General features: G+C 57.1%; 19 protein-coding genes and 2 pseudogenes. 8 read left to right on the top strand and 13 right to left on the bottom strand.

Annotated features, from left to right (window positions below):
- A pseudogene (locus ACZRMH_RS10785) lies at positions 1–111 on the top strand (transposase domain-containing protein); the annotation flags it as partial.
- Positions 112–149: 38 nt separating this feature from the next.
- Here ACZRMH_RS10785 and ACZRMH_RS10780 read toward each other — a convergent pair.
- Positions 150–1112: an arsenic resistance protein gene (locus ACZRMH_RS10780; RefSeq protein ID WP_016779316.1), complete on the bottom strand. Its 963-nt coding sequence runs from the start codon at positions 1110–1112 to the stop codon at positions 150–152.
- 93 nt (positions 1113–1205) lie between these two features.
- On the opposite strand from ACZRMH_RS10780, the gene ACZRMH_RS10775 reads away from it, so the two are divergent.
- On the top strand, positions 1206–1640 hold the full coding sequence (locus ACZRMH_RS10775) for a MerR family transcriptional regulator (protein WP_016779317.1): 435 nt from the start codon (positions 1206–1208) through the stop codon (positions 1638–1640).
- Between the two features lie 491 nt (positions 1641–2131).
- On the opposite strand, the gene ACZRMH_RS10770 is transcribed toward ACZRMH_RS10775, so the two are convergent.
- From ACZRMH_RS10770 to ACZRMH_RS10755, 4 genes are read right to left on the bottom strand one after another with little or no spacing between them, the layout of a single operon-like run.
- The gene (locus ACZRMH_RS10770; RefSeq protein ID WP_095018412.1) at positions 2132–3538 is read right to left on the bottom strand and encodes a tyrosine-type recombinase/integrase; all 1407 of its coding nucleotides are present in this window, start codon (positions 3536–3538) and stop codon (positions 2132–2134) included.
- Positions 3531–4139: a hypothetical protein gene (locus ACZRMH_RS10765; RefSeq protein ID WP_016779319.1), complete on the bottom strand. Its 609-nt coding sequence runs from the start codon at positions 4137–4139 to the stop codon at positions 3531–3533. Before ACZRMH_RS10765 ends, ACZRMH_RS10770 begins: the two co-directional genes overlap by 8 nt.
- The gene (locus ACZRMH_RS10760) at positions 4126–6222 is read right to left on the bottom strand and encodes a hypothetical protein (RefSeq protein ID WP_016779320.1); all 2097 of its coding nucleotides are present in this window, start codon (positions 6220–6222) and stop codon (positions 4126–4128) included. Before ACZRMH_RS10760 ends, ACZRMH_RS10765 begins: the two co-directional genes overlap by 14 nt.
- Positions 6209–8482 (bottom strand): hypothetical protein, encoded by a 2274-nt coding sequence (locus tag ACZRMH_RS10755; RefSeq protein ID WP_016779321.1) that lies wholly within the window; start codon positions 8480–8482, stop codon positions 6209–6211. Before ACZRMH_RS10755 ends, ACZRMH_RS10760 begins: the two co-directional genes overlap by 14 nt.
- A gap of 88 nt (positions 8483–8570) precedes the next feature.
- Here ACZRMH_RS10755 and hrpB point away from each other — a divergent pair.
- Positions 8571–10709: pseudogene (gene hrpB, locus ACZRMH_RS10750) on the top strand (ATP-dependent helicase HrpB); the annotation flags it as partial.
- Positions 10710–10835: 126 nt separating this feature from the next.
- On the opposite strand, the gene ACZRMH_RS10745 reads toward hrpB, so the two are convergent.
- The 7 genes from ACZRMH_RS10745 to ACZRMH_RS10715 all read right to left on the bottom strand — a co-directional run bounded on the left by ACZRMH_RS10745 (position 10836) and on the right by ACZRMH_RS10715 (position 18788).
- Complete coding sequence (locus ACZRMH_RS10745) at positions 10836–12281, bottom strand: aldehyde dehydrogenase family protein (RefSeq protein ID WP_464013425.1); 1446 nt, start codon at positions 12279–12281, stop codon at positions 10836–10838.
- Between the two features lie 227 nt (positions 12282–12508).
- Entirely contained in the window at positions 12509–13834 is a 1326-nt protein-coding gene (locus ACZRMH_RS10740; RefSeq protein ID WP_464013424.1) for an MFS transporter, read from the bottom strand.
- Positions 13835–13978: 144 nt separating this feature from the next.
- Positions 13979–15319: an amidase gene (locus ACZRMH_RS10735; protein WP_464013423.1), complete on the bottom strand. Its 1341-nt coding sequence runs from the start codon at positions 15317–15319 to the stop codon at positions 13979–13981.
- A gap of 6 nt (positions 15320–15325) precedes the next feature.
- Positions 15326–16003, bottom strand: a complete 678-nt coding sequence (locus tag ACZRMH_RS10730; RefSeq protein ID WP_464013422.1) for a DUF2848 domain-containing protein — start codon at positions 16001–16003, stop codon at positions 15326–15328.
- Between the two features lie 22 nt (positions 16004–16025).
- Complete coding sequence (locus ACZRMH_RS10725) at positions 16026–16715, bottom strand: GntR family transcriptional regulator (RefSeq protein WP_464013421.1); 690 nt, start codon at positions 16713–16715, stop codon at positions 16026–16028.
- Positions 16716–16956: 241 nt separating this feature from the next.
- On the bottom strand, positions 16957–18039 hold the full coding sequence (locus tag ACZRMH_RS10720) for an endonuclease/exonuclease/phosphatase family protein (RefSeq protein ID WP_464013420.1): 1083 nt from the start codon (positions 18037–18039) through the stop codon (positions 16957–16959).
- Between the two features lie 92 nt (positions 18040–18131).
- Positions 18132–18788: a YciC family protein gene (locus tag ACZRMH_RS10715; protein ID WP_464013419.1), complete on the bottom strand. Its 657-nt coding sequence runs from the start codon at positions 18786–18788 to the stop codon at positions 18132–18134.
- 176 nt (positions 18789–18964) lie between these two features.
- Between ACZRMH_RS10715 and ACZRMH_RS10710 the strand changes: the two genes are divergently transcribed.
- The 5 genes from ACZRMH_RS10710 (at position 18965) to ACZRMH_RS10690 (ending at position 23380) form a co-directional block, all read left to right on the top strand.
- A complete protein-coding gene (locus tag ACZRMH_RS10710; protein WP_464013418.1) occupies positions 18965–19606 on the top strand; it encodes a DUF2076 domain-containing protein in 642 nt (213 codons plus the stop codon).
- Between the two features lie 125 nt (positions 19607–19731).
- Positions 19732–20208, top strand: a complete 477-nt coding sequence (locus ACZRMH_RS10705; protein WP_464013417.1) for an NYN domain-containing protein — start codon at positions 19732–19734, stop codon at positions 20206–20208.
- Positions 20209–20236: 28 nt separating this feature from the next.
- Positions 20237–20848, top strand: coding sequence for a 3'-5' exonuclease (locus ACZRMH_RS10700; protein ID WP_464013416.1), 612 nt, complete (start codon positions 20237–20239; stop codon positions 20846–20848).
- 236 nt (positions 20849–21084) lie between these two features.
- Positions 21085–21975, top strand: coding sequence for a drug/metabolite exporter YedA (gene yedA, locus ACZRMH_RS10695; protein ID WP_464013415.1), 891 nt, complete (start codon positions 21085–21087; stop codon positions 21973–21975).
- A 67-nt stretch (positions 21976–22042) separates the two neighbouring features.
- Positions 22043–23380 (top strand): DEAD/DEAH box helicase, encoded by a 1338-nt coding sequence (locus ACZRMH_RS10690; protein WP_094999397.1) that lies wholly within the window; start codon positions 22043–22045, stop codon positions 23378–23380.
- Between the two features lie 59 nt (positions 23381–23439).
- Here the strand turns inward: ACZRMH_RS10690 and ACZRMH_RS10685 are convergent, their stop codons facing one another.
- On the bottom strand, positions 23440–24678 hold the full coding sequence (locus tag ACZRMH_RS10685; protein ID WP_464013414.1) for a TIGR03862 family flavoprotein: 1239 nt from the start codon (positions 24676–24678) through the stop codon (positions 23440–23442).
- Between the last annotated feature and the right edge of the window lie 23 nt (positions 24679–24701).

Raw genomic sequence — 24701 nt, 5'->3', positions numbered from 1 at the left:
CTAAACGGGCACGATCCATATGCTTACCTGAAAGATGTTCTTATAAGCCTGCCGACGCAGCGCGCGAGTAAGATTAACGAGCTGCTACCGCATAGGTGGGCGCCCGCTTAATCGCGCAGGGTGTTTTGGGCTTATGTCTTCGCTGGCATCTACATTTTGCGCCACACCAAAGCAGGAATTGCTCGGATGTAAATTAGTTCGCTGACCAACTCAATCAGCGTTTGAGTAATGACTGCTGCCGCAGCGAGCCCTCTGATTTCCTCTGGCAAGGCCAATGCCAGTGGCAGAACCACCAATGAATTGCGTGTCGAGCTACTGAAAGCTACTGATCTTGCAGTGATGGCCGGCAATTTGAATGCTCGCGCAACCAGCGCACCAACCAATGGTGCCAAGAGCATGAAACCAATGTAGACAGGAATGACGGGCAGCAGCTTGTCCATGTCTCTGACCACCGCTGAAATCTGAGATCCGATCACTGCGACCAATACCGCTGCCATAGCCGGTACAGGCATCCAAGCCCAAGCGTTGTTCCAACCCTCAACGACGCGTGACCTTTTTGTACCGGCAGCTGTTGCTACCGCCAATACCAAGGGCAAAGCAATCAGCACTACGAAAGCCTCAACAAATGGGCCCACCGATATAACCACCCCCGAGTCATTACCCAGCATGAAGGCCAGATACAGGGGCAGTAGCACAAGCTGAAGCAAGAGTAGTAACGGCGTTGCCGCCAGAGTCAGTTTGGAGTCGCCCTTACCGATATGGGTAAACACCACCACATAGTCGATACAAGGCGTCAGCAAGACCAACAGTGCACCCACCAAAATCGCTGGGTGACCCGTTAGGCCCATGGTCAACGCCCAAACCAACAGGGGGATGGCGACGAAGTTGGCTGTCAGCAGCGCCGTCATGAAACGCTTGTTTGCAAGCCCTTCACGGAGATCCAGGAATGGGATCTGTAGAAACATGGTGTACATCAGCACAGCGATGGCTGGCGTCACCAACGCACCTAACGCTTGAGAAGCATTAGGTGCGAGCAGACCTCCGATAGCAGCGACAATGACCGCGACGAAGTAGACGGGAATCTGGTTCTTCTCTAGCTGTTCTCTGTCCACAAAATGCCCTTAAAACGCGTGAAATCAATTTTCGATTGAGCAGGGTAATATCTGTAGCTACTACAGGTTCAAGAAAATGCTTGGGGAATTCGCATGTCAGGAATCGGGGCGTTGTCTAAATCAACGGGTTGCCACATTGAAACTATTCGCTATTACGAGAAAATAGGCCTTTTACCTCCGGCGCTGCGGTCGACCGGCAGGCACCGAATCTACACAGAGAAGCATCGTTCAAGACTCGTCTTCATCCGTCAGAATCGTGAGTTAGGCTTTCCCCTCGACGATATCCGAGAACTCATCGCGCTCGCAGCAGATGCTGATCGTCCGTGCGCTGACGCGCTGTCGGTGGTCAAGAAGCACCTAGCAGAAGTAGAGTCGAAGGTAGCTAAGCTCCAGCAAATCCGGATAGAGCTGCTCTCAATGGCAGGCACGTGTGAGTCAATTTGCTTGGGTTCAAACTCCCCAGATTGCACGATTGTAGAGTCCTTGTTCGAACCCGCTGCTGGGACGCGCTCCGGTTGCTGCTCCTAGGCGAATCAAGAAGCGTGGGGGAAGCAAGATGCCATCGAAACCGAATAACGCGAAGGTCTCGAAGGTATATTGAATCGCCCCGGCTTTTCTAGACACTCTCCAAGCTCGGTGATTGCAATTGCTATCGATATAGTGCCCAGGCGCTGTGCCGCATTTATCGCACACCCTAATAAAAACTCATAGGTGGCAATGCACTTTAGGTAGAGCGGCATCCGTGTGGACAGGACAGGGATTATCAGTTGGCGCAACCGATGAGCACCTCGACATAATTGTTCCCGATACCATCCTGCAACTTGTGGCCAAAAGCGCAAGCGGAGCGCGCCGGCCCACGATGGGCCAGAGGCTTGAGAATGGAAGCCCGAAGCGTATGGCGTAATGCCCCCGATACGGAACATTAAGTTCCTTTTGCCCCGTTATGTACCCAGATGGGGGGCACTACGGGGGGCACTGTCCTGCGTGTAGCAGTGGACGGTCGTCATCACCGCCAGGCGTTAAAGAGACTTAGGCTGGCCGTCATACCTAGAAAGCTCGAGATCCCGCAGCGCCATCAACTCGTCACTCCGTCGCATAAACTCATCTGGAGTTATTTTTTTGAGCTTGAATTCGTTGTAAAGAGCATCGGAGTTCTTCTGATAAAGCGTTAACGTATTAGTCTTGTGCACGCTTTCAGCCGCATCACCTATGCTCTTATCTCCTTCGAATACCTTTGTTAGATAGTCTCTGAGAGACTCAATGCTCTTGTGGCCTGTCCACTCCCTAACTTTGCGTAAGAATTCCTTGTCGCTGATAAGTGCTGCTTGGAACTCATCCTTGCTTTCATACTTGTGTCGTTCGACGAGCAATCTGAACAAGTTCGTGATAAAGGCATGGCGGAACATATGCGCGCATGCTTGCTCTTCAATTCCAGCCGATTCTCTGATCTTCGAGACTATCGACGTTATAGTCTCAGGTGCGATCGGTTTTGCTGTTATTTCAGATATGAGCAAGTAGTCGTTTTGGTTTTCTGGGTGTGCTTTGATCAACTTCTGTCTTGCGGCTAAGTATTTTTTGACCTCATTCAATGCAATCGCATTCACCGGAACTTCACGGACAAATGCTTCGCCGCGCTTAAGCGTTACCAGCTTTAGCATTGGATACTTCATCAGCAGGGCATCACGCAGTGACGATGTTGTCAGGGATGCGATTTCCGATCGCCGAGCGCCTGTATGCTGAAGAAGTGTGAGCAGTGCAAGGTGTCGCGCTTTGAGGAACTCGGACTTGCCGCTATCATTTACCGCCTGCACCATCTTGTCAATGTTATGCTCAGAAATTGGGCTTCGTGTGTGCTCGCGGAAAGGTAGGGGGAAAGAGTGGTGCGAGATCGTAGTTGTTACTTTGTGTTGATTGTTGAAGGTGCGAATTACTTCTTCGGTGGTTAACTTGATGGTGCCTTTTGGTGATACGAAGTTGAGGTCGCCATAAAATTCGCCAATCCAAGCTAGGAACTTTAAGCACTCTCTACCTATGTTGATGGTGGTTCTGTCTGCTCTTTTTGGTTTATCAGGTTTTCTAGGGTTGGGCTCTTCAATTAGCTCAATGATGAAATCTTCAAAAAACTTGTCGGTTATGTGATAAGGGTCGACCCTGTAATGCCAGCAGCGTCTTATCAGCTGGCTAATGTTGCTCGCGTACTGGCCAATCGTTCCACCCTTGCTGTCCTGCCTTCGACCATCAGCAGAAATTTGCTCATGCTTCTTGGATAGTTTTAGCAAATAGAGATTGGCGATATGGCATGGCTCGTTATTTGGCCACTTTATGTATGGGAATTTGTAGAAGGCATGCTTGCGCGTCTTACCTCCGGAAAATCTCTGGAACAGATCTACATGATCTAGCGTTTCCACCAGAAATTCTTCATTCATTTTTCTTACCCTTGGCCGTGATAGATACGACCGATGCCTTCTGTATAGGCGGGATTTGATACATTTCAGGGTTTAGACTGGTTATTGCAGTGATACGCTTTAATATTTCCGCAGCGCGAATCTTGCGCGTCACTTCATCTTGTGCGCTGACTACGCCATCCAGCTTACTGCGGACATCCGATAAGGTTTGCAGGAGTATCAAGTTTGAGCGCTTCTGTACATCAAGGCTGAGATTAAGCTCCGCCAATTGCGCCAGTATCGCCTCTCTAGTTCTATTGTTTTTCGTGGGTGTTTTTTTTTCCTCCTTGTTGATAACCGACGCAGCATTTTTACGTAGGCGATCTATTGCAAGGAATCCACCCGGTATTCGCTCTTCGCTTCTTTGCTTAAATGTGTTTAAACTTATGGGTGATATATGTAGCGTCTCTCCCTCAACGATCGTTTCCAAAGCGAGCTTCGCCAGAGATGCCTGGCTAATAAGGGAGTCCCTTATAACGGCACTTTTGAGGTACTTGTAAGGCGTCGCGATTATCGCTAGTAATAACTTTCTCGTGTTCTCAATCGAGGCGGCTTGAATGGTTTTTCCCTCATCCCATTTCATCTTGTTTCCTCACAACAACAAGTATGTCAACCCGTAAACCGTTATCACTCTCCAGGAAAACTGGCTCCATGGTCATTTGGTCGCTTTCCATAAGAAAGTCAAAGTATTCTGCGAGCTGTTCTGCATCCATTAATGACACGTTTCGGGTGCCGAATTTAGCCTCAATCAGATCAACCACATCAGTATAGTACGTGGCGCCGCCAGAGGCGATACGCTCGCTGAGGGCTTGCGACAAGGTGTTTTGAAGCTCCTTGCCTGGCAGCTCCTCCGTAATGTAATTCCAGATGTGCGCCGGGTCAGTGTGCCCGAACATCCACTGCAGGATGCCTACGCTTGCCCCGTACCCACAATGGAGGAAGATTAAGGCAAAGAACCGCCTCAGTTGGTGTTGGCGGATGTAGTAGCGACGCCCCAAACTGTCGCGCTCGACCTCAAAGTAATCACAAAACAGATCAATATTTTTGTAGTAGAGGTAAACGTCGCAAGGCGTCAAAGAACTTGTGCCTATGATGCCTGGGGACGAAAACAAGGGAAGGTGCTGATCGATGAAGCCGATGCTGATCAGCTCTGTCTGGAAGTCAATGAGCGTCTGAACCATTTCCGCCGCTAGGGGATCAATGGGGCGGGCGTTTCGAGCCCTGCGACCTTTTAGACCCCGACTAGACTTGGCGATAGGGGCGATCAGCCACTTTTTGTCCGCGCTGAGACAGTTGGCAGGATCGAGGCCGCGTAGTTCACAACCCCGTTTCGCCATCGTTGCTCCTACCAACAACTGGATAGATCCGTAATAGACCGCGATGAGTTCCAGTAGCCCTACATTGCCCCGTAGCTTGCTGAAATACAGTTCCTTGCTTTCTTTTAGTTCAGTACCAGGATCCCTTCCGTTGGAGCGAGTAGAAATTCCTAGGTACTGGACGCCAAGTTTAGCGATGGAGGGTTCGAGTAGCGAGAGGATAGTTGTGTCTGGGATGCCTGTGATGTTGACCTTGTGTTTCACGGAATATTTGGCGATGTTCACATAGCTTTCAAGAAGCTGCGGGCCGTATTCAAAGTGGAACTCAATGCCATCTTTGATCGCCTTGAAAATGATTGGGGTTGGGACATTTTTAAAACGGCCCATCGCCGCCCCTGTTACTTTATAGGTTGCAATCTCTCTAAGATCTTCTGGGGTAGGGAGTGGAAAATCTAGGGCAGAGATCTTTTGTAAGATGGTAAAGGCGGTGCGGTACAAGACCAAGTCTCGCTTGGTCATGCGGTCTGGGTTGCCGTTGGTGACCGGGGCGCCATCGACCTCACGAATAAAGCGATCATTACGCCAAATGAAACCTAATATGCTATGCAGGGGCTTGAGTCGCCTTTTTCCAGCTAAAGTATCGTTGTATAGTTGTGCACTGACCCATACTGAGTTGACGTTCACTCCACCATTTGGATGGGTGTGGTACATCTTGTTGATATAAAGCGCGGCTCTTACACGCGGGATCAGCTCCAGAGGGATATCAAGCACGTTCTCTTCGAGCTGAAGAGGTGTTATGTCGGAGATGGAAGGGTAATCCTCCAGGCATTTATCAATGGCCGCTGGGCTAGTTTCCTCCAGAAGCGAAATGCAGTAGTTCGCGAGACGATTGTTCCAATCGTAGGTACTCACAGCGACGTAGCTACTAGTCCCGACCTGCTCGATGATGTCACACATCACGTCATAGGTAAGCGCGCTCAGGCCATGCTCGACCAGCTCCAAGGCTTCGGCGCCTTGAAGGATATGGTCAATGAGCGTGAGCGTTCGTCGAAAAGATGCCGCCTGTGAGGCCCAGCTATTGGTGAAGCCTGGCCCAGCTGAATTTTGAGTCGCTGCTATCAGCCAGCATTGCAACGAGTTGAGTAATTTGACGTGCTGTGGATCCGTTAATAACGAACCGTCATACAGGTGAACACTCCAATCCAGGTCTTGGTCGGTCTTGAAACCAAAATTGTATTTCCACACAGGATCCCTGAAGCTTGAGACAAGCCACGGAGCCGACATGAAGTGTGATATGTCGCGTTTCTTGAACAGGCTGGCGAAATGAGCGAGGTGTTCAGGATACTGCATGGATCATGCTCTCGTAGGCGCTGGGGTTGCAATTTTTGGAGGCGATTTCCAAATGAGCGTGCAGGAGTTTGTCGCGACTTTTGAGGATGTACTTCTCGACCGTATCGCAAACCGCAGCCCAGTATTTGGCCAGCCCTCGAACAGCGTGTGGCGTCTTGCTGAGATTGATGGCTTTTCTGATGGACATCAGCGCGGTCATGCTTTCAGCAGACACGGAGACACCCACCTCTACAATCTCACCATTGGCCAAGCGATTTTCTTCCCTGGTTTTGAGGTTCTCCGGAACCTCCTTGAGTGTGTACCGGCTCAAAAACTCGTGCATTTGGTCGAAATCGTCAAACTTGGAAGCACGAAGTAGGTATTTACTGTCTTTCATGGCTTCGCAGATGATTCCCTTCTGGAAAATACGCACATACCTGGTCGCGAAGAAGTCATAGATCGCGGTGGGCAGGTAGGAATCCAACAGGTCTCTGTTCATGTGGGCGTGACCAAGCTTTCTGGCAAGTCTTGGCAGGCTATGATTTTGAATGTAATCAGCCACGGCTGACTGAGCGCGAACCCTGGTTATCGAGAGCTTCTTGATAAAGTCCACCAAGTCGTCGCCTCTTTTCACGGTGTGGGGCGATAGCCGCGCAATGAAAACTTCGCGCCTAAAAGCGTTCTTATCGACTGCCGTTCGATTTAGAATGTTGCTGTCAGCAGTTTTCGGATAGTTGAAGCTTCTTCCGCACGTTAAAAAAAGTTTTTGCCAAGTCGGATCGCCTTGCTTTTTAAGGTATTGGCGAAGTGGCTCCGTGATCTCTTCTACCATACGAACGAGCGCAGCAGCCTTGGGGTGCAGCAGGATTTTCTGTTCGGAGTTCTTACTCCCGCGCCTATCCTTAAATCCAATAAGTTCATAGCCCTTGTCAGTCTTCAAGAACGAAACCCTTTTTGGGCCGTCCCAAATCACCAAGTCGTCCATGAAGGTAGTGGTAATTTCCGGGTGGTATAGAGTGAGTAAGCACTGAAACGGCAGTAAGCTGTAGGTTGTGGGTAGGCCAAGTTTTAGTGCTAGCGCCGGAAGCCTTATTCCGTAACGACGACGCGCATCATTCGTTGTGCACATGCCTTCGTCTTCGAAGGTGCGACAAATATTTGCGAAGCCTAGCTTTTCGAAGTTAAGGCGATTTTGGGGGTTGCGGACAACACGCTCCAGAAGCATGCCGTCCCCAGCTTCTCTGACTCGAATTCGTTGCGCTTTGCGAATTGCCAACGCCTCTGATAGCCCCCATTTTTCGATGCACGACAGATCACTGGTAATCTCTCCATAAAGGAGGTCGATTGCCTGGATGTCCGTGACATGCACGGGTACTTCTGTCAGAAGTTTGTCTTTGATCTCAATGCCATGCTTGTTCTTCTTGATGTTGAGCTCGGAGCCAGCCTTACTCTTCCCTGCAGGCAAAACTATTGCGTCTTCGTCAGCCGACCAAACATCGGTTTTGAGGAAGCATCTTATGATCAGGTTTCGCATAGTTCTGAAAGTGCGAGCATTGAGTTCTGGGTCTTCGTTGCGCTCGTACTCAATGTTCTGGTAGTGCCAGAAATAGTGCTCGAAAAAGTCTTCCATCATCTCCGGTGACTGGAAAGCTGCCGGAGGGAAACGAAAGCTTTGCTCAGATATGTATTTGGCGAGCTTATTGATCATCCCGCTCGCCACTTTGGCGCGCTTCAAAGAGTCGCGTCTGATCGCTTCATGGAAAGCTTTGGTGAACTCAGGGCCGTGCGAGTGATACATCGCAACTAGCTTGAGATAAACCGATTTTCCTTTCTTGGCCTTGACCTTCCACCCACTCCAGAAGGAGACGATCTCCGGGTCTAGCTTGTGCTTGCTCTCTTGCCATGTCTGTTCAAAGTGAGGCAGCCGGGCACGAGACCAGATCACTGGCTGCAGGCCTGGAACAAGGTCGACCAGACCAGAAATCATCTCAGTAACAGCAATTGATCGTTGACGAACTATGTACTCTTCAAGCACAGCTATGTCGCCAACGTGAAGGCTTCCAAGAAAGCTTTCGACCAGCCACGTGAGTTTTTCACCATCAAGGTTGGTCAGGCTGAGGTACTCGCCCAAGCAGTGACAGTGACAGTCGAAAAGCTGCAGAGCATTACTATTGTGTCTATCAAGTGTGGTCGGAGACATCAGCAGCTTGTATGCCAGCTCTTCATCAATGGCCTGCAGCGGGTAGTGGGTGACGTAGCCTTTACTTTTGATGATTGTCACGGTTTTATTTACCCTTGAAGGCTGGATTTGTCCTTAAAATGTAGCGGATTTTAAGTATTTGACAATGTGTCAAATCAGCAAACTTGCAGAGCGTAGTCTGGATGCCGATCTGGCGTTGGCCTTGAGCCTGAGCGGCCGTGAGCTGTTTCGTGACGAGCAGCCGCTGAAAATCCTGCTGATGTCCGCCACCCTTGAAGGCGAGCGGTTGGCCAGCATCCTTGACGATGCGCCGATCCTGCGCAGTGAAGGGCGCATGTACCCAGTGGCGATGCGCTGGGGCCGGCCGTTTGTGCCCGGTGAGTTTATCGAGCCAAGGGTGGTGCAGACCGTCCTTGATGCCATCAACGATGAAAGCGGCAGCCTGCTGGTGTTCTTGCCCGGGCAGGCAGAGATCCGCCGGGTCAACCAGCAACTGGCAGATGCGCTGGGTTCGCGCAGCGATATTTTGCTCTGCCCCTTGCATGGTGAACTGGACCTGGCGGCCCAGCGTGCCGCCATCGAGCCTGCGCCCAAGGGGCTGCGTAAAGTGGTGCTGGCCACCAACATTGCCGAAACCAGCCTGACCATCGACGGCGTGCGGGTAGTGATTGATGCCGGGCTGGCGCGGGTGCCGCGGTTCGACCCCGGCAGCGGCATGACCCGGCTGGATACCCAGCGCATCTCCCGCGCCAGTGCTACCCAGCGTGCCGGCCGCGCCGGGCGCCTGGAGCCTGGTGTGTGTTATCGCCTGTGGTCCGAAGACCAGCACGCGCAGTTGGCCGCGTATGGCAGTGCGGAAATCCTCCAGGCCGATCTGGCCGGGCTGGCGCTGCAACTGGCGCGTTGGGGCGTGACCCCCGAGCAACTGATCTGGCTAGATGTGCCGCCTTCAGCAAGTTATGCACAGGCCCGGCAATTGCTGGAGCGGCTGGGTGCCTTGCGCGGTGAAAAACTCACCCCCCACGGTGAAGCCATGGCCGAACTGCCGGCGCACCCGCGTATCGCCCATCTGCTGATTCGCGGGCAAGATCTGGGCTTGGCCGATATGGCCTGTGATGTGGCGGCGCTCCTCGGGGAACGTGACATCTTGCGTGGCGCTGGCGCGGACGTGCATAGCCGTTTGGCCCTGCTATCGGGAGAAAGCCGCGCCGCTCGGGGCGGCCAGGGCGGTGTGCAGCGCGCCAAGCAACTGGCCCGGCAATATCGCAGTAACTTGCGCGGCAAGCCCACGCAACCAGTTGCTGACCCCGATCACCCACGCTGGCTGGGCGCCTTGCTGGCACTGGCCTACCCCGATCGTGTTGCTCAGCAACGCAAACCCGGCGGCGCGGAATACCGCCTGGCCAATGGCCGGGCGGCGTTGTTCAGCGAGGTGGATGGCCTGATGAAGCAGCCCTGGCTGGTGATCGCCGATCTGGGCAGCCGCCAGGGCCAGCGCGAAGAGCGTATCTACCTGGCCGCCGAGTTTGACCCCGCTTTGCTCGATGGCGTGTTGAGCGAGCAAGTCAACGTGGTCGATCAGCTGGATTGGGACGAGCGTGAAGGCGTGTTGCGGGCAGAGCGCCAGCGCAAGGTTGGCGAACTGGTACTCAGCCGTGAACCTTTGACCGGATTGGACGAAGCGGCGCGCACCCAGGCGCTGGTCAATCTGGTGCGGCGCAAGGGCTTGGAACTGTTGCCGTGGACGCCTGAGCTGCGCCAATGGCAGGCGCGGGTGGCGTTGCTGCGTGAGCTGGAGATACAGGCCCAGGGCCAGAGCGAATGGCCGGATGTCAGTGATACGGCATTAGTGGCCGGGCTTGAGGACTGGCTGGCGCCGTACCTGGGGCGTGTCTCGCGGTTGAGCCATTTTGCCAACCTCGATTTGTCGAGCATTGTGCATAACTTGCTTAAATGGCCGCTGCCCCAGCGTCTTGATGAGCTGGCGCCCCACCATATCAAAGTGCCGTCGGGTTCTTCGGTACGCCTGGACTACAGTGAGTACCCGCCGATTCTGGCGGTGCGTCTGCAAGAGCTGTTCGGCCTGGCGGATACGCCGCGCATAGCCGGCGGGCGGCAAGTGGTCAAACTGCACCTGCTGTCGCCGGCAAGGCGCCCGGTGCAGGTAACCCAGGACCTGGCCAACTTCTGGCGCAGCACTTATGCCGAAGTGAAGAAAGACTTGAAGGGGCGCTACCCCAAGCATTACTGGCCCGACGACCCGCTGGTGGCCGAAGCCACGGCGCGGATCAAGCCACGCAAGGTGTAGGCATGTAAAGCCGGTTTCTTGAGCGGCCGCGGCGTCTGCATCGCGAGCAAGCCCGCTCCCACAAGACTTGCGCCGCTCCTGTGGGAGCGGGCTTGCTCGCGATGGCATCAACGCGGTCAGTCGATATCAAGACCCGATATAGCTGGTCTTCACCACCGTGTAGAACTCCTGCGCATAGCGGCCCTGCTCACGGGAGCCGTAGGACGAGCCCTTACGTCCGCCAAAGGGCACGTGGTAGTCCACGCCCGCCGTCGGCAGGTTGACCATCACCATCCCGGCCTGGGAGTGACGCTTGAAGTGGTTGGCATACTTGAGCGAGGTGGTGGCAATCCCCGCCGACAATCCGAATTCGGTGTCATTGGCCATCGCCAACGCCGCCTCGTAGTCTGCAACCTTGATGATATTGGCCACCGGGCCGAAGACTTCTTCGCGGCTGATGCGCATATCGGCCGTGCTGTCGGAAAACAAGGCAGGAGCCAGGAAGTAACCCTCGGTATCACAGGTCACCAGGCTGCCACCGGCGACCAGTCGCGCGCCTTCGTTGCGGGCAATGTCGATATAGCTCAGGTCCTGATCAAGCTGCGCACGGGATACCACCGGGCCGATATCAATCCCGGCCTGCAAGGCATGGCCTACCTTGATCGAGCGCATGCGCTCGGCCATCGCTTCAACGAACTTGTCGTGAATACCCGCGGTGACAATCAGGCGGCTTGAGGCGGTGCAGCGCTGGCCGGTGGAGTAGAACGCGCTCTGTACTGCCAGCTCGACCGCTTGCTTGAGGTCGGCATCGTCGAGAATCACCTGCGGGTTCTTGCCGCCCATTTCCAGCTGGACCTTGGCCTGGCGTGACACGCAGCTGATGGCGATCTGGCGACCAACGCCCACCGAGCCGGTAAAACTTACGCCGTCCACTTTCGGGCTGTTGACGATGGCGTCGCCGACCACGCGGCCGCTGCCCATCACCAGGTTGAACACACCCGCCGGGAAGCCTGCGCGAGCAATGATCTCGGCCAGTGCCCAGGCGCAACCCGGCACCAGATCGGCAGGCTTGAAGACTACGCAGTTGCCATAGGCCAGGGCCGGGGCAATCTTCCAGGCCGGGATGGCAATGGGGAAGTTCCACGGGGTGATCAAACCGACCACGCCCAGGGCTTCCCGAGTGACTTCCACATGCACGCCAGGGCGCACCGATGGCAGGTAATCACCCGACAGGCGCAGGCATTCACCGGCAAAAAACTTGAAGATATTACCGGCGCGGCTTACTTCACCGATGGCTTCGGGCAGGGTCTTGCCTTCTTCGCGGGCCAGCAGGGTGCCCAGTTCTTCCTTGCGCGCGAGGATTTCGCTGCCGACCTTGTCCAGTGCATCGCTGCGCGCCTGGATGCCAGAGGTCGACCAGGCCGGGAATGCCGCTCGCGCCGCATCAATGGCAGTCTGGACCTGGGCGACATCGGCCTGGGCATACTCACCGATCACATCGGACAGGTCCGAAGGGTTGATATTTTTACTGTAGGCAGAGGCCGCGACCCAATCGCCGCCGATGTAATTGTCGAATCGTTTTGAATCAGTCATGCAATTGCTCCGCTGGGCATAAGCGCCGATTTATTATTGTTATACGTCATCGTACAACTATAGGCCAGAATCAATCAGTGCTGCAAAGTTTTGCGCAGGAAGTTGCTGACACGATCCGGGCGCCGCGATAAGGATGTGGGAGCGAGCCTGCTCGCGAAAAAGGTCTGCGCCGCTCTGAGACCTTCGCGAGCAGGCTCGCTCCCACATCTATGCTGCCTCGGTGATTATTACTTGCTGACCTTGATCCCTTTGAAGCACACCAGCAGCAGTACGCCAGCGAGCAATTCAAACGCTGCGACCAGATACAGGCCCGCAGCCAGGCTGCCGGTCAGGGTTTTCAGCCAGCCGATCATATAGGGCGCAACAAAGCCCGCGAGGTTGCCGATGCAGTTGATCAGGGCGATACCCCCGGCTGCTGCGGTGCCTGCCAAAAAAGCCCCGGGAATCGACCAGAACACCGGAAAGGCAGCAAGGATGCCCATGGCTGCAATGGTCAGGGCGATCAGTGCCATCACCGCATTGCCGATAAACAGACCGGTACAGATCAGCCCAAAGCCTGCGATTACCGTGGCCATGGCGCAATGGATGCGGCGCTCTGCGGTTTTGTCTGAGTGAAAGCCGTTCCACAGCATCGCCGCAGTGCCGAGGATGAACGGGATCGCGGCGAGCAGACCGATATTCATGGTGTCCTTGACGCCCAGCGCCTGGATAACCGACGGGGTCCAGAAGGCAATAGTCGCGTTGCCACTGACGATGCAGAAATACACCAGCGCACACAGCCATAGCTTGGGGTAACGGATCAGCGAGCGCAGGTCGCTGTGTTTGCCCGGCATCTTGTCTTCAAGGGCAATGGTGTCGCTGACCATTTTGCGCTGTGCAGGGGTCAGCCATTTGGCATTGGCCGGTTTTTCCGGCAGGTAGCGCAACACCAGGAAACCTGCGATCACCGAGGGAATGCCTTCGAGGATAAACAGCCATTGCCAGTTGGCCAGGCTACCGACCCCGACCATGCGGCTCATGATAAACCCGGCCAGCGGGCCACCGACCACGCCGGCAATGGCGAAGGATGTCATAAACATGCCGTTGATCTTGGCCCGCTGCGCCGCCGGGAACCAGTAGGTGAGGTACAGCACCACACCCGGGAAGAAGCCCGCTTCAAAGGCCCCGAGCAGAAACCGCAGCACATAGAATGACCAGGCACTTTCAACGTAGGCCATGGCAATGGACGTAAGGCCCCACATGATGGTGATGCGCGCCAGGGTACGGCGGGCGCCGATTTTCTCCAGGAGCAGGTTGCTGGGTACTTCAAACAAGAAGTAACCGATAAAGAATATCCCCGCGCCCAGCCCGTAGACAGCTTCGCTGAAACCCAGGTCCTGCAACATTGAAAGCTTGGCGAAGCCCACGTTGACCCGGTCAATCCAGGCCAGCACGAAGAGAAATACCAGAAACGGCAGCAGGCGCCAGGTGATCTTGCGATAGACCATCGCCACTTCGTCAGCCCTTGGCGCCTGGGCCAGTCCCAGGGTCGAACTTGCGTTAGTTTGGTTCATGAGTTGTCTCGTCAATTCGTTGCGCAAAACAGCGCGCAAGCCGATTGGCAGGCGAACGGGGGCGCACGAGGGTGCGCCGTGTATTTTTTGTTGTGTCAGTCAAAGCAGGGCAGGTGGGCCTGCCCTTGATTTAGCCGGGGTGCATCAGGCGTTTTCTCGCAACAGTGCCTCGATCGCGCCAGACACTTGCAGTACGCGGTCGTCTTGCCCGTGCAGGCCCGCAATCGACAACCCGACCGGCAACTCGTCGCCGCGCTGGCAAGGCAGGCTCAGGGCACAGCCATCGAGAAAATTGAGCACGCTGGTGTTGCGCAATACCAGGCCATTGGTGGCGAAAAAAGCTGCGTCATCAGCCAGGTCTGCCAGCTTTGGCGGGACCACTGCCACGCTTGGCAGCAACCAGGCATCGGCGTCACCCAGGCGCTCACGGGCAACGCTGATCAGGCGCTGGCGCTCGTTACGGATATCCAGGTAGTCGGCGGCACTGATAGCCGCGCCGCGGCGGATGCGCTGGGCCACGCGCGGGTCATAGCTGTGGCTGTTATCGCTTTCAAGCCACTGGCGATGGCCATGCCAGGCTTCGGCGGCGGTCAGCCCGCCCGCGGCATTGATTCGCGGCAACTCGTGCAGTTCCGGGAAGTCGAACCAGCGTATGCAGGCGCCTGCACTGGCGAGCAGTTGCAGGGTGCGCTCGAAGGCGGCTGCCACATCGGCATCGAGCTGGTCGAGGACCAGATCCCGGGTAACGGCCAGGCGCAGCCCGGCTAAAGGCACGGCGCGGGTATCCAGTTGCTCGCCGCTGAGAACCTGATCGAGCAGGATGCAGTCGGCGACGCTGCGGGTCATTGCGCCGACTGAGTCCAGGCTTTCGGCCAGGGGGAAGGTGCCCGCCATGGGCACGCGGCTGGCGCTGGGTTTGAAGCCGACGAGGTTGCAGAATGCCGCGGGAATCCGCAGCGAACCGCCGGTGTCGGTGCCCAGCCCGGCGACGGCCATGCCCAGCGCCACACTTACAGCAGCGCCGGAGCTGGAGCCGCCAGCAATACGCTCTGGCGCACAGGGCGTCAGCGGCGTGCCGTAATGGGGGTTCAGGCCCAGGCCGGAAAAGGCGAACTCGCTCATATTGGTGCGGCCCAGCAATATTGCCCCGGCTGCCCGCAGCCGCGCGACCACTGGCGCATCGCAGCTGGCAGGCGGCGCATCGGCCAATATCCGCGAACCTGCTGCAGTCACTTGGCCTTTTACATCGAACAAATCCTTGATCGACACCGGTAATCCGGCCAGCGGCGACGGTACATAGCCGCTGGCGCGTGCCAGATCGCTGGCCCGTGCAGCGTGCAGGGCGCACTCGGCATCAACGCTGATATAGGCAACCCCGGCCGCCGCGCGATGTGCCTCAATACGGCCCAGCGCCTGCTTGACCAGAGCTTCGCTGGTAGTACGGCCCGCGGCCAGGGCCTGGGCGAATTCGGCAATAGTGTTCATGGGTGCTTACTCGGCGACAGGCAGCGGCTCGACACCGTACTGGTGGCGCAGGCTGCGGTTGAGGACGGGGTCAAACAATTCCATTTCAAAGGCTTCGCCATAACCCAGCTCGCCGATCACCGATTGCGTGCCGCAGAACATCGCCGTGTCCGCAGGCAGCGAGCCGTCGCTGTTGAGTTTGGCCAGCAGGGTGTCCGGTGCCAGCAAGTTGGTTACCGGGCCTTGCTGGTAGAGGGCACGCACACCGTCGCGAACGCGCCAGGTGCGCATCACCAGATGGTCCCAGTGCGCCTGAACTTCCGAGTAGCGCCACACCTGTTGGGCGATGGGCTTGTCGCACATCTGCTTGGACACGGTCACGTCATAGCTTTCCACCTTGCGGTCGGTGTGATCCGAGCCCAGGCCGATCAGCAAACCTTGCTCGCTGGGGATCAGCACGAACTCGGTCTCGCCGGATGAGTCCTTGCCTGGCACCTGAATGCTGTCGGCGTTGTTCAGCAGGCTGGCGGATACCCGGTAAAAACATGGGATTTGAGTGGGGCGGCGTACGCCCAGGGCTTCCAGTTCAGCAATATGGTGCTCTACCGCTTCGGAGTTGCGCCCAGCCCAGCCCGCGATGATCAGGTGCTTGATACTGGCCTGGTGTTCGCCTTGGCCGACTACTTGGAAGGTCATTTGAGTCATGGGAAATTCTCGTGGTGAGTGACTAAAGCGTGCGCATGATGGCGCGGCGGAAATCGTCGATGTGGTGATGGATAGCCGCAATGGCAGCGCTGCCATCACGCTGTTCTACCGCCTCAAGGATTTGCAGGTGTTCGTGATAGATGCGTTCGCTGTGGTGGTTTTCCGACAGGGTCAGGAACCAGAAGCGTGCTTGTTTTTCGTGCAGGTTGCGCAGTAGCTCGGCCAGCACGCGGTTATGCGCGGCGGCGGAAATTGCCATGTGAAATTGCAGATCCAGCGACATCAAACCGGTTACATCATGCTTGGCCAGCAAGGCGGGGGTTTGCTCCAGAATGTCGCGCATGGCCTGGATATCCGCGTCGGTCGCGCGCTCCACGGCGAGCTTTACGCACAGCTGTTCGTTGCTGACGCGCACTTCGATCATGTCGAGTACGTCGTTAAGCGACAGGGCCGTCACCATCACGCCCTTGCGCGGCATGATCGTGACCATGCCTTCAACTTCCAGGCGGTGCAGTGCCTGATGGATCGGCGTGCGGCCAATACCCAATGCGGCGGTCAGTTGCGCTTCGTTGATGGCATCGCCGGGGCGGTATTCGCAGCTGATGATGCGCTGCTTGATTTGCGCATAGGCCAGCTCGCGCAGTTGGGCTGCGCTTTTTGTCGGTGCGTTCGCACTTTCGCGAAGGCTGGAAAAATCAGTAGGGTCGGGCATGTTTACTCCTGAAAAGCGTCTGATATATCAGATGCTTTTCAGATGAAAGCAAAGCCTGTGCCATTGTCTGGCGAGCGGGCGCAGAGCCACGACTGGCAAGGGGTGTGCGCAATCAAGGGGTTGCAGGGGAAGGTGGGGCAGGTTGTTACTTGTTACCTTTGTGCCCGGTTATGTGCCCCTGCGCCCAAGGTTGGTGCGGGAAAGGTAGCAATGCCGGGCATGGCCAGTCGGGAGGGGCAGGTCAGTCCGCAGGCAGCAACAACCGGCCCAGCACTGGCAGGTGGTCGGAGATGGTCAGGGTGTCTTCCTGGCGCACATAGCCTTCAATGCGCTGCAGCTTGGGGCTATGGAAGAGGTAGTCGAGGGTGCGGTCGGGCTCGTCAGCGTCGGAGCTGTTGGGGAAGTGGGTCAGCCACAGTTCGCGGTCGATACCGGTGGCTTCAGGGTTGCTGGGAATCATCGGGTACTTTTCCCAGAGCAGGTGCAACTCGCTGTCTTCTGAGTAGCCCTGACGCAATGGGCCGGGCAGGCGCATGTACTGACCGATGGGCAGCAGGTTGAAATCCCCGCCGATCAACCACGGTGTGCCCTGGCTTTCGAGCTTGTCGGCCAGCGCGGCGACGCTCTGCATTTGCAGGCGCAGGTTGCTGTTGTTCGCGGAGGGAGCATCCAGCTGTGTATTGATCGCCGCCAGTTGCCCGCCGTCATTGAGTGGCAGGTAGTTGACCAGCAGCGCAGGCTTGGGCTGGAACTGGCGGCTGATAAAGTTGGCCTCGGCCACGGGCAATTGCAGGCGTTCGGCGTGTTCGATCTGGAACCGGCTAAGGGTGACCAGTGAGCGCCCGACGCTGCCGAAAATATGCCAGTCGGGCACAAAGTCAGCCTTCCAGGTAAAGGCCTGGGTGCTGCAGGGGTAAAGGTCGATCAGGCGCTCTTGCAGCAGGGCCAGTTGGTTCTGGTAATCGCTGGCCTTGGCGTTGTCATCGACTTCCTGCAGCAGCACCAGATCCGGGCGCTCGTCACGAATCACCCGCGACACTTCATCAAGGCTGAAAGCCATGTCCTCTCGGGTGGGGCGGGTATCGGGGCCGCTGCCGTCAGTCAGGTTGTACCAGAATACGTAACGCTTGCCGGCCAGGTACTGAATGTTCCACGTCATGACCTTGAGTGCCTGGCCGGGGACCAGGACGGGGGCTGAGCCAGGGCAGCTCAGAGGCAGCACCTCCCGAGCATCGGGCCGCCATGTAACGCTATAAATCAGGCATGCCAGCAGCGCTGGGATCAGCAGCAAAGCTGTAACGGTGCGGCGTAATAAACGTGACATGGGCTCGACTTATAACGTTACAAGGAGTGAGCGAACATACCCGACGGTAGTGCGCCACTCCAAGGTTCTTTATGTAGGAAATGCTGTTTTTATTAGTCTGATTTTTCGCTGATTAACATAAATAAACGGAACAAAACGACGGAAACAAACAACTGCAAGAAGCTGTTGGCGCTGTCGAGTGCCAGTGACAGCAGTGTGTTGTCGTCCTTGGCAAACAGTGAGTAACTGAACTCCTTGAGCAACATCAGCGGCCCCAGTACGGCCAGTATGCAAACGAAAATCCGCCAGAAATGCCCGCGGCTCAGGGTGAAGCTCGACTTCATGGCCGCCAGTGGTGCTTCACCCCGCAATACCAGCCGGTACTCGGAGAAGGCCAGCACCACGGTCAGGAAAATCCCCGGCACAAAAAACATCGACAGCCCCAGCACTATCAGCAGGGTGCTGATTGCCGAGAGCAGGGCGAATTTGGGCCACAGATTGACCGCCGATGCCAGCAGATCGCGGTTGCGCGGGCTTTCGCCACGGCTGCGGGCATCGAGAAACAGGATCAGGGCTGCGGTGTACAGCGGGTACAGCAGCAGGCCGACCACCAGGCCGTAACCGGGTGAGGGATCAGGGCCCACGGCGTTGTCGACGATGTGTTGCAGCACCGCTTCAAGAATGACCAGCGGCAGGCACAGCGTCACGATCTGGCTCAGATTGCGCTGGAAGAAATACAGGGAGTCGCGAAGAACAGTCAGCGGATTCATTGGCAGTTGTCAGTAGTCAAAAGCGGTGCGCCACTTTAACCGTGAATCACCTGGATGAACAAAAGTTAATGAAGGCTAGTTGCCATTGAAACTTTTTGTAGCGTGCCCCATAACTTTTATTGAGCTTCTGCGTTATGCCAGGGGCAGGTTTTTATCTGCAATCGAATGAGGTTGTCATGAACAGCGAAGAGCAAACCCTGATTGACGGGTTGTTTACACGGTTGCAGCAAGCCGAGGCAGGATCCGCCCCGCGCGATGCCCAGGCACAGGCGCGCATTAATGAGCATTTGGCGCGTCAGCCTGCGGCAACGTATTACATGACTCAAGCATTGCTGGTGCAGGAGGTAGCGCTCAAGCAACTTGACCAGCAGAACAAGCAACTGCAGGCAGATCTGACACAGGCCAAGGCAGCTCCCGCATCTGCGCCATCGGGCGGCAGCTTTCTGTCGGGGCTTTTTGGCGGTGGTGATCGTGCACCGGCTCCCGCGTCGAGCACGGGTGGCTGGCGTGATGGCCCGGCAGTTGCCCCTGTTGCGCCCCCTCAGTCCGCAGCGCCAGCCCCGGCGTTGGGCAGCGGCTTTATGGGTGGTGCTCTGAAAACTGCAGCGGGTGTGGCCGGTGGCGTGATGCTGGCGCAAGGTATCAGCAGCCTGTTCCATCACAATCAGCAACCGCAGATTGTCGAAGAAATCATCGAGCAGCCAGGCACCGCCAGCGGCGGATGGGGCAATCAGCCGTTTGCCAACAGCGGTGGCGGGATTGAAGACGTGGGGCTGGATGACGACAGCTTCTTTTCCGACGACGACTCCTACGTTTGATCCCTGCGCCCGGCGTGTTACTGCACGCCGGGCGGTTTATCCGCGCAAACCCTCGACAGGCTGGCATACTGCGGTCTTGTTTTTCAGTCGCGTGCCCGCAGCCCGGGCGCCATTGAGGTTTGCCGGTGAAAAAAATTGCGGTCTTCGCGGATGTGCAGAACCTCTATTACACGGTTCGCCAGGCCTATGGCTGTCATTTCAATTACGCTGCCCTGTGGGCTGATATCAGCAAACGCGGTGAAATTGTCGAGGCCTATGCCTATGCGATTGATCGGGGTGACAGCAAGCAGCAGCAGTTTCAGCAGATCCTGCGCAACCTCGGTTTTATCGTAAAACTCAAACCCTATATCCAGCGCAGCGATGGCTCGGCCAAGGGCGACTGGGATGTGGGCATCACCATCGACATCATGGATGTTGCCGCCAACGTGGACGAAGTGGTGCTGGCCTCCGGTGATGGCGACTTCGACCTGCTGCTTGAGCGTATTGCCAGCAAGCACGGGGTTGAAACCGTGGCCTACGGCGTACCCGGCCTGACGGCCAATTCATTGATTCGTGCTGCCAGCCGTTACGTGCCGATTGAAGGCAATTTGCTGCTTAAGTAACCCTTATTTTTTACAGGATTGACCAGGTTTGGAACGCATCGCGGTAATTGACTTTGAAACCACCGGCATCTCCCCGAGCAGCACTTGCCGGGCTACTGAAATTGCCGTGGTGATTCTTGAGCGCGGGCGCATCGTCGAGCGTTACCAAAGCCTGATGAACGCTGGTGTGCGGGTGCCGGGGTTTATTGAACAGTTGACCGGTATCAGCAACGCCATGCTGCGCACTGCGCCATCGGCCGAGCAGGTGATGAACGAAGTGAATGAGTTCGTCGGTATCACCCCGTTGCTGGCGCACAACGCGGCGTTTGACCAGAAGTTCTGGGATTTTGAAATGGGTCTGATCAAGCGCACCCGTTTGCAGAACTTTGCCTGTTCGTTGCTGCTAGCGCGCCGCCTGATGCCGGCTGCGCCCAATCACAAGCTGGGCACCCTGACCACCTTTGCCGACTTGCCCCACACCGGCCAGGCTCACCGGGCCATGGCCGATGCGGAAATGGCGGCCAACCTGACGACGTATCTGGCGCAGCAACTGCGGCACAAGCATGGGTTGAAAGAGCTGAACCATGATCTGCTGCGCACCTTGCAGAAGGTTCCCGCGGCCAAGGTTAATGAGCATTTGAAACGCTATCGGGGGTTTTAACATCAGCGGTCTTGATGCAGGCTGGTTTTTTGTGGGAACGGGCTTGCTCGCGATGGAATCGCCGCGGTGTACCTGATGCACCGCAGTGCCTGAATCGCGGGCAAGCCCGCTCCCACAAGACAATACGGTCAGTAGTGAAAAGTGTACGGCCCCTTTTGGTGCATTCTGTACTTATGCCTTCCCCCGGCCCTTGTCTAAACTCCCCAGTCCCCTGCCTCTGCCCTTGAGCTGCCTTCATGCCTGCCGCACGTCGTTTTCCGTTACAACTGATCGGTGCTTTCTTTGCCTTGTACGTGATTTGGGGCTCGACTTATCTGGCCATCCGCATCGGCATTGAGTCCTGGCCACCGTTGATGATGGCCGGAGTGCGGTTCTTGATTGCAGGCAGCTTGATGTACGGCTTTATGCGCTGGCGTGGTGCGCCGGCCCCTAGCGCGGTGCAATGGCGCTCGGCAGCCATGATCGGCTTTCTGTTGCTCGCTTGCGGTAACGGCGGTGTGACCCTGGCCGAGCACTCCGGTGTGGCCTCCGGCGTCGCCGCGCTGGCCGTGGCCACGGTACCGTTGTTCACCTTGCTCTTCGGTTACTTCTGGGGTGCCCGCAACACCCGTCTGGAATGGGCGGGCATTGCCCTCGGGCTGGTCGGTATCGGCATGCTCAACCTGGGCTCCAACCTGCAAGCCAGCCCCATGGGCGCGGCAATGGTGATTTTTGCCGCCGCCACCTGGGCTTTTGGTTCGGTCTGGAGCCGCCACTTGCCACTGCCCGCCGGGCCTATGGCCAGTGCGGCTGAAATGCTCACCGCCGGTGCCATGTTGCTGGGCGCCAGCCTGCTCAGCGGTGAGCGCATGACCGAAATGCCGACCGCCGCAGGCTGGGGCGCGTTGCTGTATCTGGTGTTCTTCGGCTCGATCATCGCCTTCAGCGCCTATATGTACCTGCTCAAAAACGTGCGCCCGGCCGCCGCCACCAGCTACGCCTACGTCAACCCGGCCGTGGCGGTCATGCTGGGCATTGCCTTTGCCGGCGAGAGCATCGGTGTTGAAGAGTGCCTGGCGATGGCGGTCATCATCAGTGCCGTGGTGTTGATCGGTTTGCCGCAGTGGCGCAAGCAGAAACCCGCGTGAATTAGGGTAAACTGCGCGCCATTGCAACTTATGCACCCACGCGCTGACCTTTTTCGACGGTATCCCCATGACATTCGCCACCCTTGGCCTGATCGAACCCTTGCTGCGCGCCCTTGAGACGCTCGGCTACAAGACCCCAACCCCGGTTCAGGCCCAAGCGATCCCCGCAGTGCTGGCTGGCCGCGACCTGATGGCCGCCGCCCAGACCGGCACCGGCAAAACCGGCGGCTTCGCCTTGCCGTTGTTGCAGTCGCTGACCATGGAAGGCCCGAAAGTCGCCAGCAACTCGGTACGCGCCCTGGTACTGGTACCCACCCGCGAACTGGCCGAACAGGTTCACGAAAGCATCCGCCAGTACGCCGAGCACCTGCCGTTGAGCACCTATGCGGTGTACGGCGGGGTCAGCATCAACCCGCAAATGATGAAAATGCGCAAAGGCGTTGATGTACTGGTCGCCACCCCGGGGCGTCTGCTCGACCTGTATCGCCAGAAGGCGATCAAGTTCAACCAGCTGCAAACCCTGATTCTCGATGAAGCCGATCGCATGCTCGATCTGGGCTTCTCCGAAGAGCTGCGCGACATCTACCGTGCGTTGCCGAAAAAACGCCAGACCCTATTGTTCTCGGCCACCTTCTCTGACGCGATCCGCCTGCTGGCCGAGCAGATGCTCGACAACCCGCTGAGCATCGAAGTCAGCCCGCGTAACGTAGCGGCCAGCAGCGTCAAGCAGTGGGTGATCCCGGTCGATAAAAAGCGCAAGGCAGAGCTGTTTTTGCACCTGCTGCGTACCCAGCACTGGAAACAGGTACTGGTGTTCGCCAAAACCCGCAACGGTGTGGATGAGCTGGTCGGCAAGCTGCAAGGCCTGGGCATCAACGCTGACGGCATTCATGGCGACAAGCCACAGGCGACCCGTCAACGGGCGCTGGATCGTTTCAAGGCCAGCGAAGTGCAGATTCTGGTCGCCACTGACGTTGCGGCCCGTGGTCTGGATATCGAAGACCTGCCGCTGGTGGTCAACTTCGACTTGCCAATCGTGGCTGAAGACTACATTCACCGCATCGGTCGTACCGGCCGTGCCGGTCAGAAGGGCGAAGCCATTTCGCTGGTCTGCGCTGATGAAGTGAATATGCTGTCGGCCATCGAGATGCTGACCCGTCAGACGTTGCCGCGTCACGAAGAGCAAGACTTCGAGCCTGAGCACCGTGTGCCTGAGACTGATGCTTCGGGTCAGGTGATCAAAAAGCCGAAGAAGCCGAAAAAGCCGAAAACCTCGGGCGGTGGTGGCAAGCGCAACCTGGGCAAGTGGGTCGATAGCGGCGAAGCGGCACCGGCCGAGCCATCGGTCAAGCCTGTGCGTAAAGTACCGGTCTTCAACACCGGCCCGCGCAAGCGTAAGCCTTAAGCACCCTGTAACTGTGGGAGCGGGCTTGCTCGCGATGCAAGCCCGCTCCCACAGTTCGGTCAGCTTTGCGCGTCAAGCCAGCTCAAAACCCCCAACCCGGCAGCACGGCCACTGGCGAAACAGCCTGTGAGCAAGTAGCCGCCGGTGGGGGCTTCCCAATCAAGCATTTCGCCAGCGCAGAACACGCCGGGCACTGCCTTGAGCATCAGGTTTTCATCCACAGCCTCAAACCGTACACCACCGGCGCTGCTGATGGCTTCGTCCAATGGCCGGGCCTTGATCAGCTTCAACGGTAGCGCCTTGATGGCCTTGGCCAATCGCGTCGGGTCGTTGAAAAATTCGGCGGACGCCAACTCGCGCAACAACGCCGCTTTTACGCCATCAAGCCCCAACTGGCTGTGCAAATGCTTGCTCATCGAGCGCGAGCCGCGCGGTTTGGCCAATGCTGCCTGGATTTTATCCACAGGCTTGTTCGGCAGCAGGTCAATCAGAATCGTCGCTTCACCCTGTTGATTGATCGCCTCACGAATCGGCGCCGACCAGGCATAAATCAGACTGCCTTCAATCCCGCTGGCGGTAATCACGCATTCGCCCAAACGCGGCGTGCCGTGTTCCAGGGCAATGGCGATGTTTTTCAGCGGAGCACCGGCAAACTTGCTGCGTAGCACCTCGCTCCAGCCCGCCACATCGAACCCGCAGTTGCTCGGCTGCAAGGCTGCCAGTTCTACGCCGCGCTCGGCCAGCAACGGCATCCATGCACCATCCGAGCCCAGTCGTGCCCAACTGCCACCGCCCAGGGCCAACACCACGGCATCTGCCTTGATCAGTTTTTCACCTTCCGGGCTATCGACACGCGACTGGCCATCGGCTTGCCAGCCCAGCCAGCGATGGCGGGTGTGGATAACTACCCCGGACTCGCGCAATCGCTTGAGCCATGCGCGCAGCAGCGGTGCGGCTTTCATATCGGTGGGAAACACCCGGCCCGAACTGCCGATGAACGTTTCAATGCCCAGATCGTGAATCCACTGGCACAAGGCGTCGGCGTTGAAAGCACGCAGCAGTGGTGCGATTTGCGGTGCGCGCTCGGCATAGCGCGACAAGAATGCCGGGTAGGCTTCGGAATGAGTGATATTCATGCCGCCGACCCCGGCCAGCAAAAACTTGCGGCCAACCGAGGGCATGCCGTCATACAGATCAACCTGCACGCCTGCCTGGCTCAACACTTCGGCGGCCATCAAACCGGCCGGGCCACCGCCAATAATGGCGACATGATGGGTAGGGGAGGAGGGCTGAGTCATGACAGGGCTGCAAATCGGCGAAA

This window comes from Pseudomonas sp. B414 (assembly GCF_055408445.1).
Note: the sequence above shows the minus strand (reverse complement) of the source record. Positions and strands in the feature narration are given on the sequence as shown.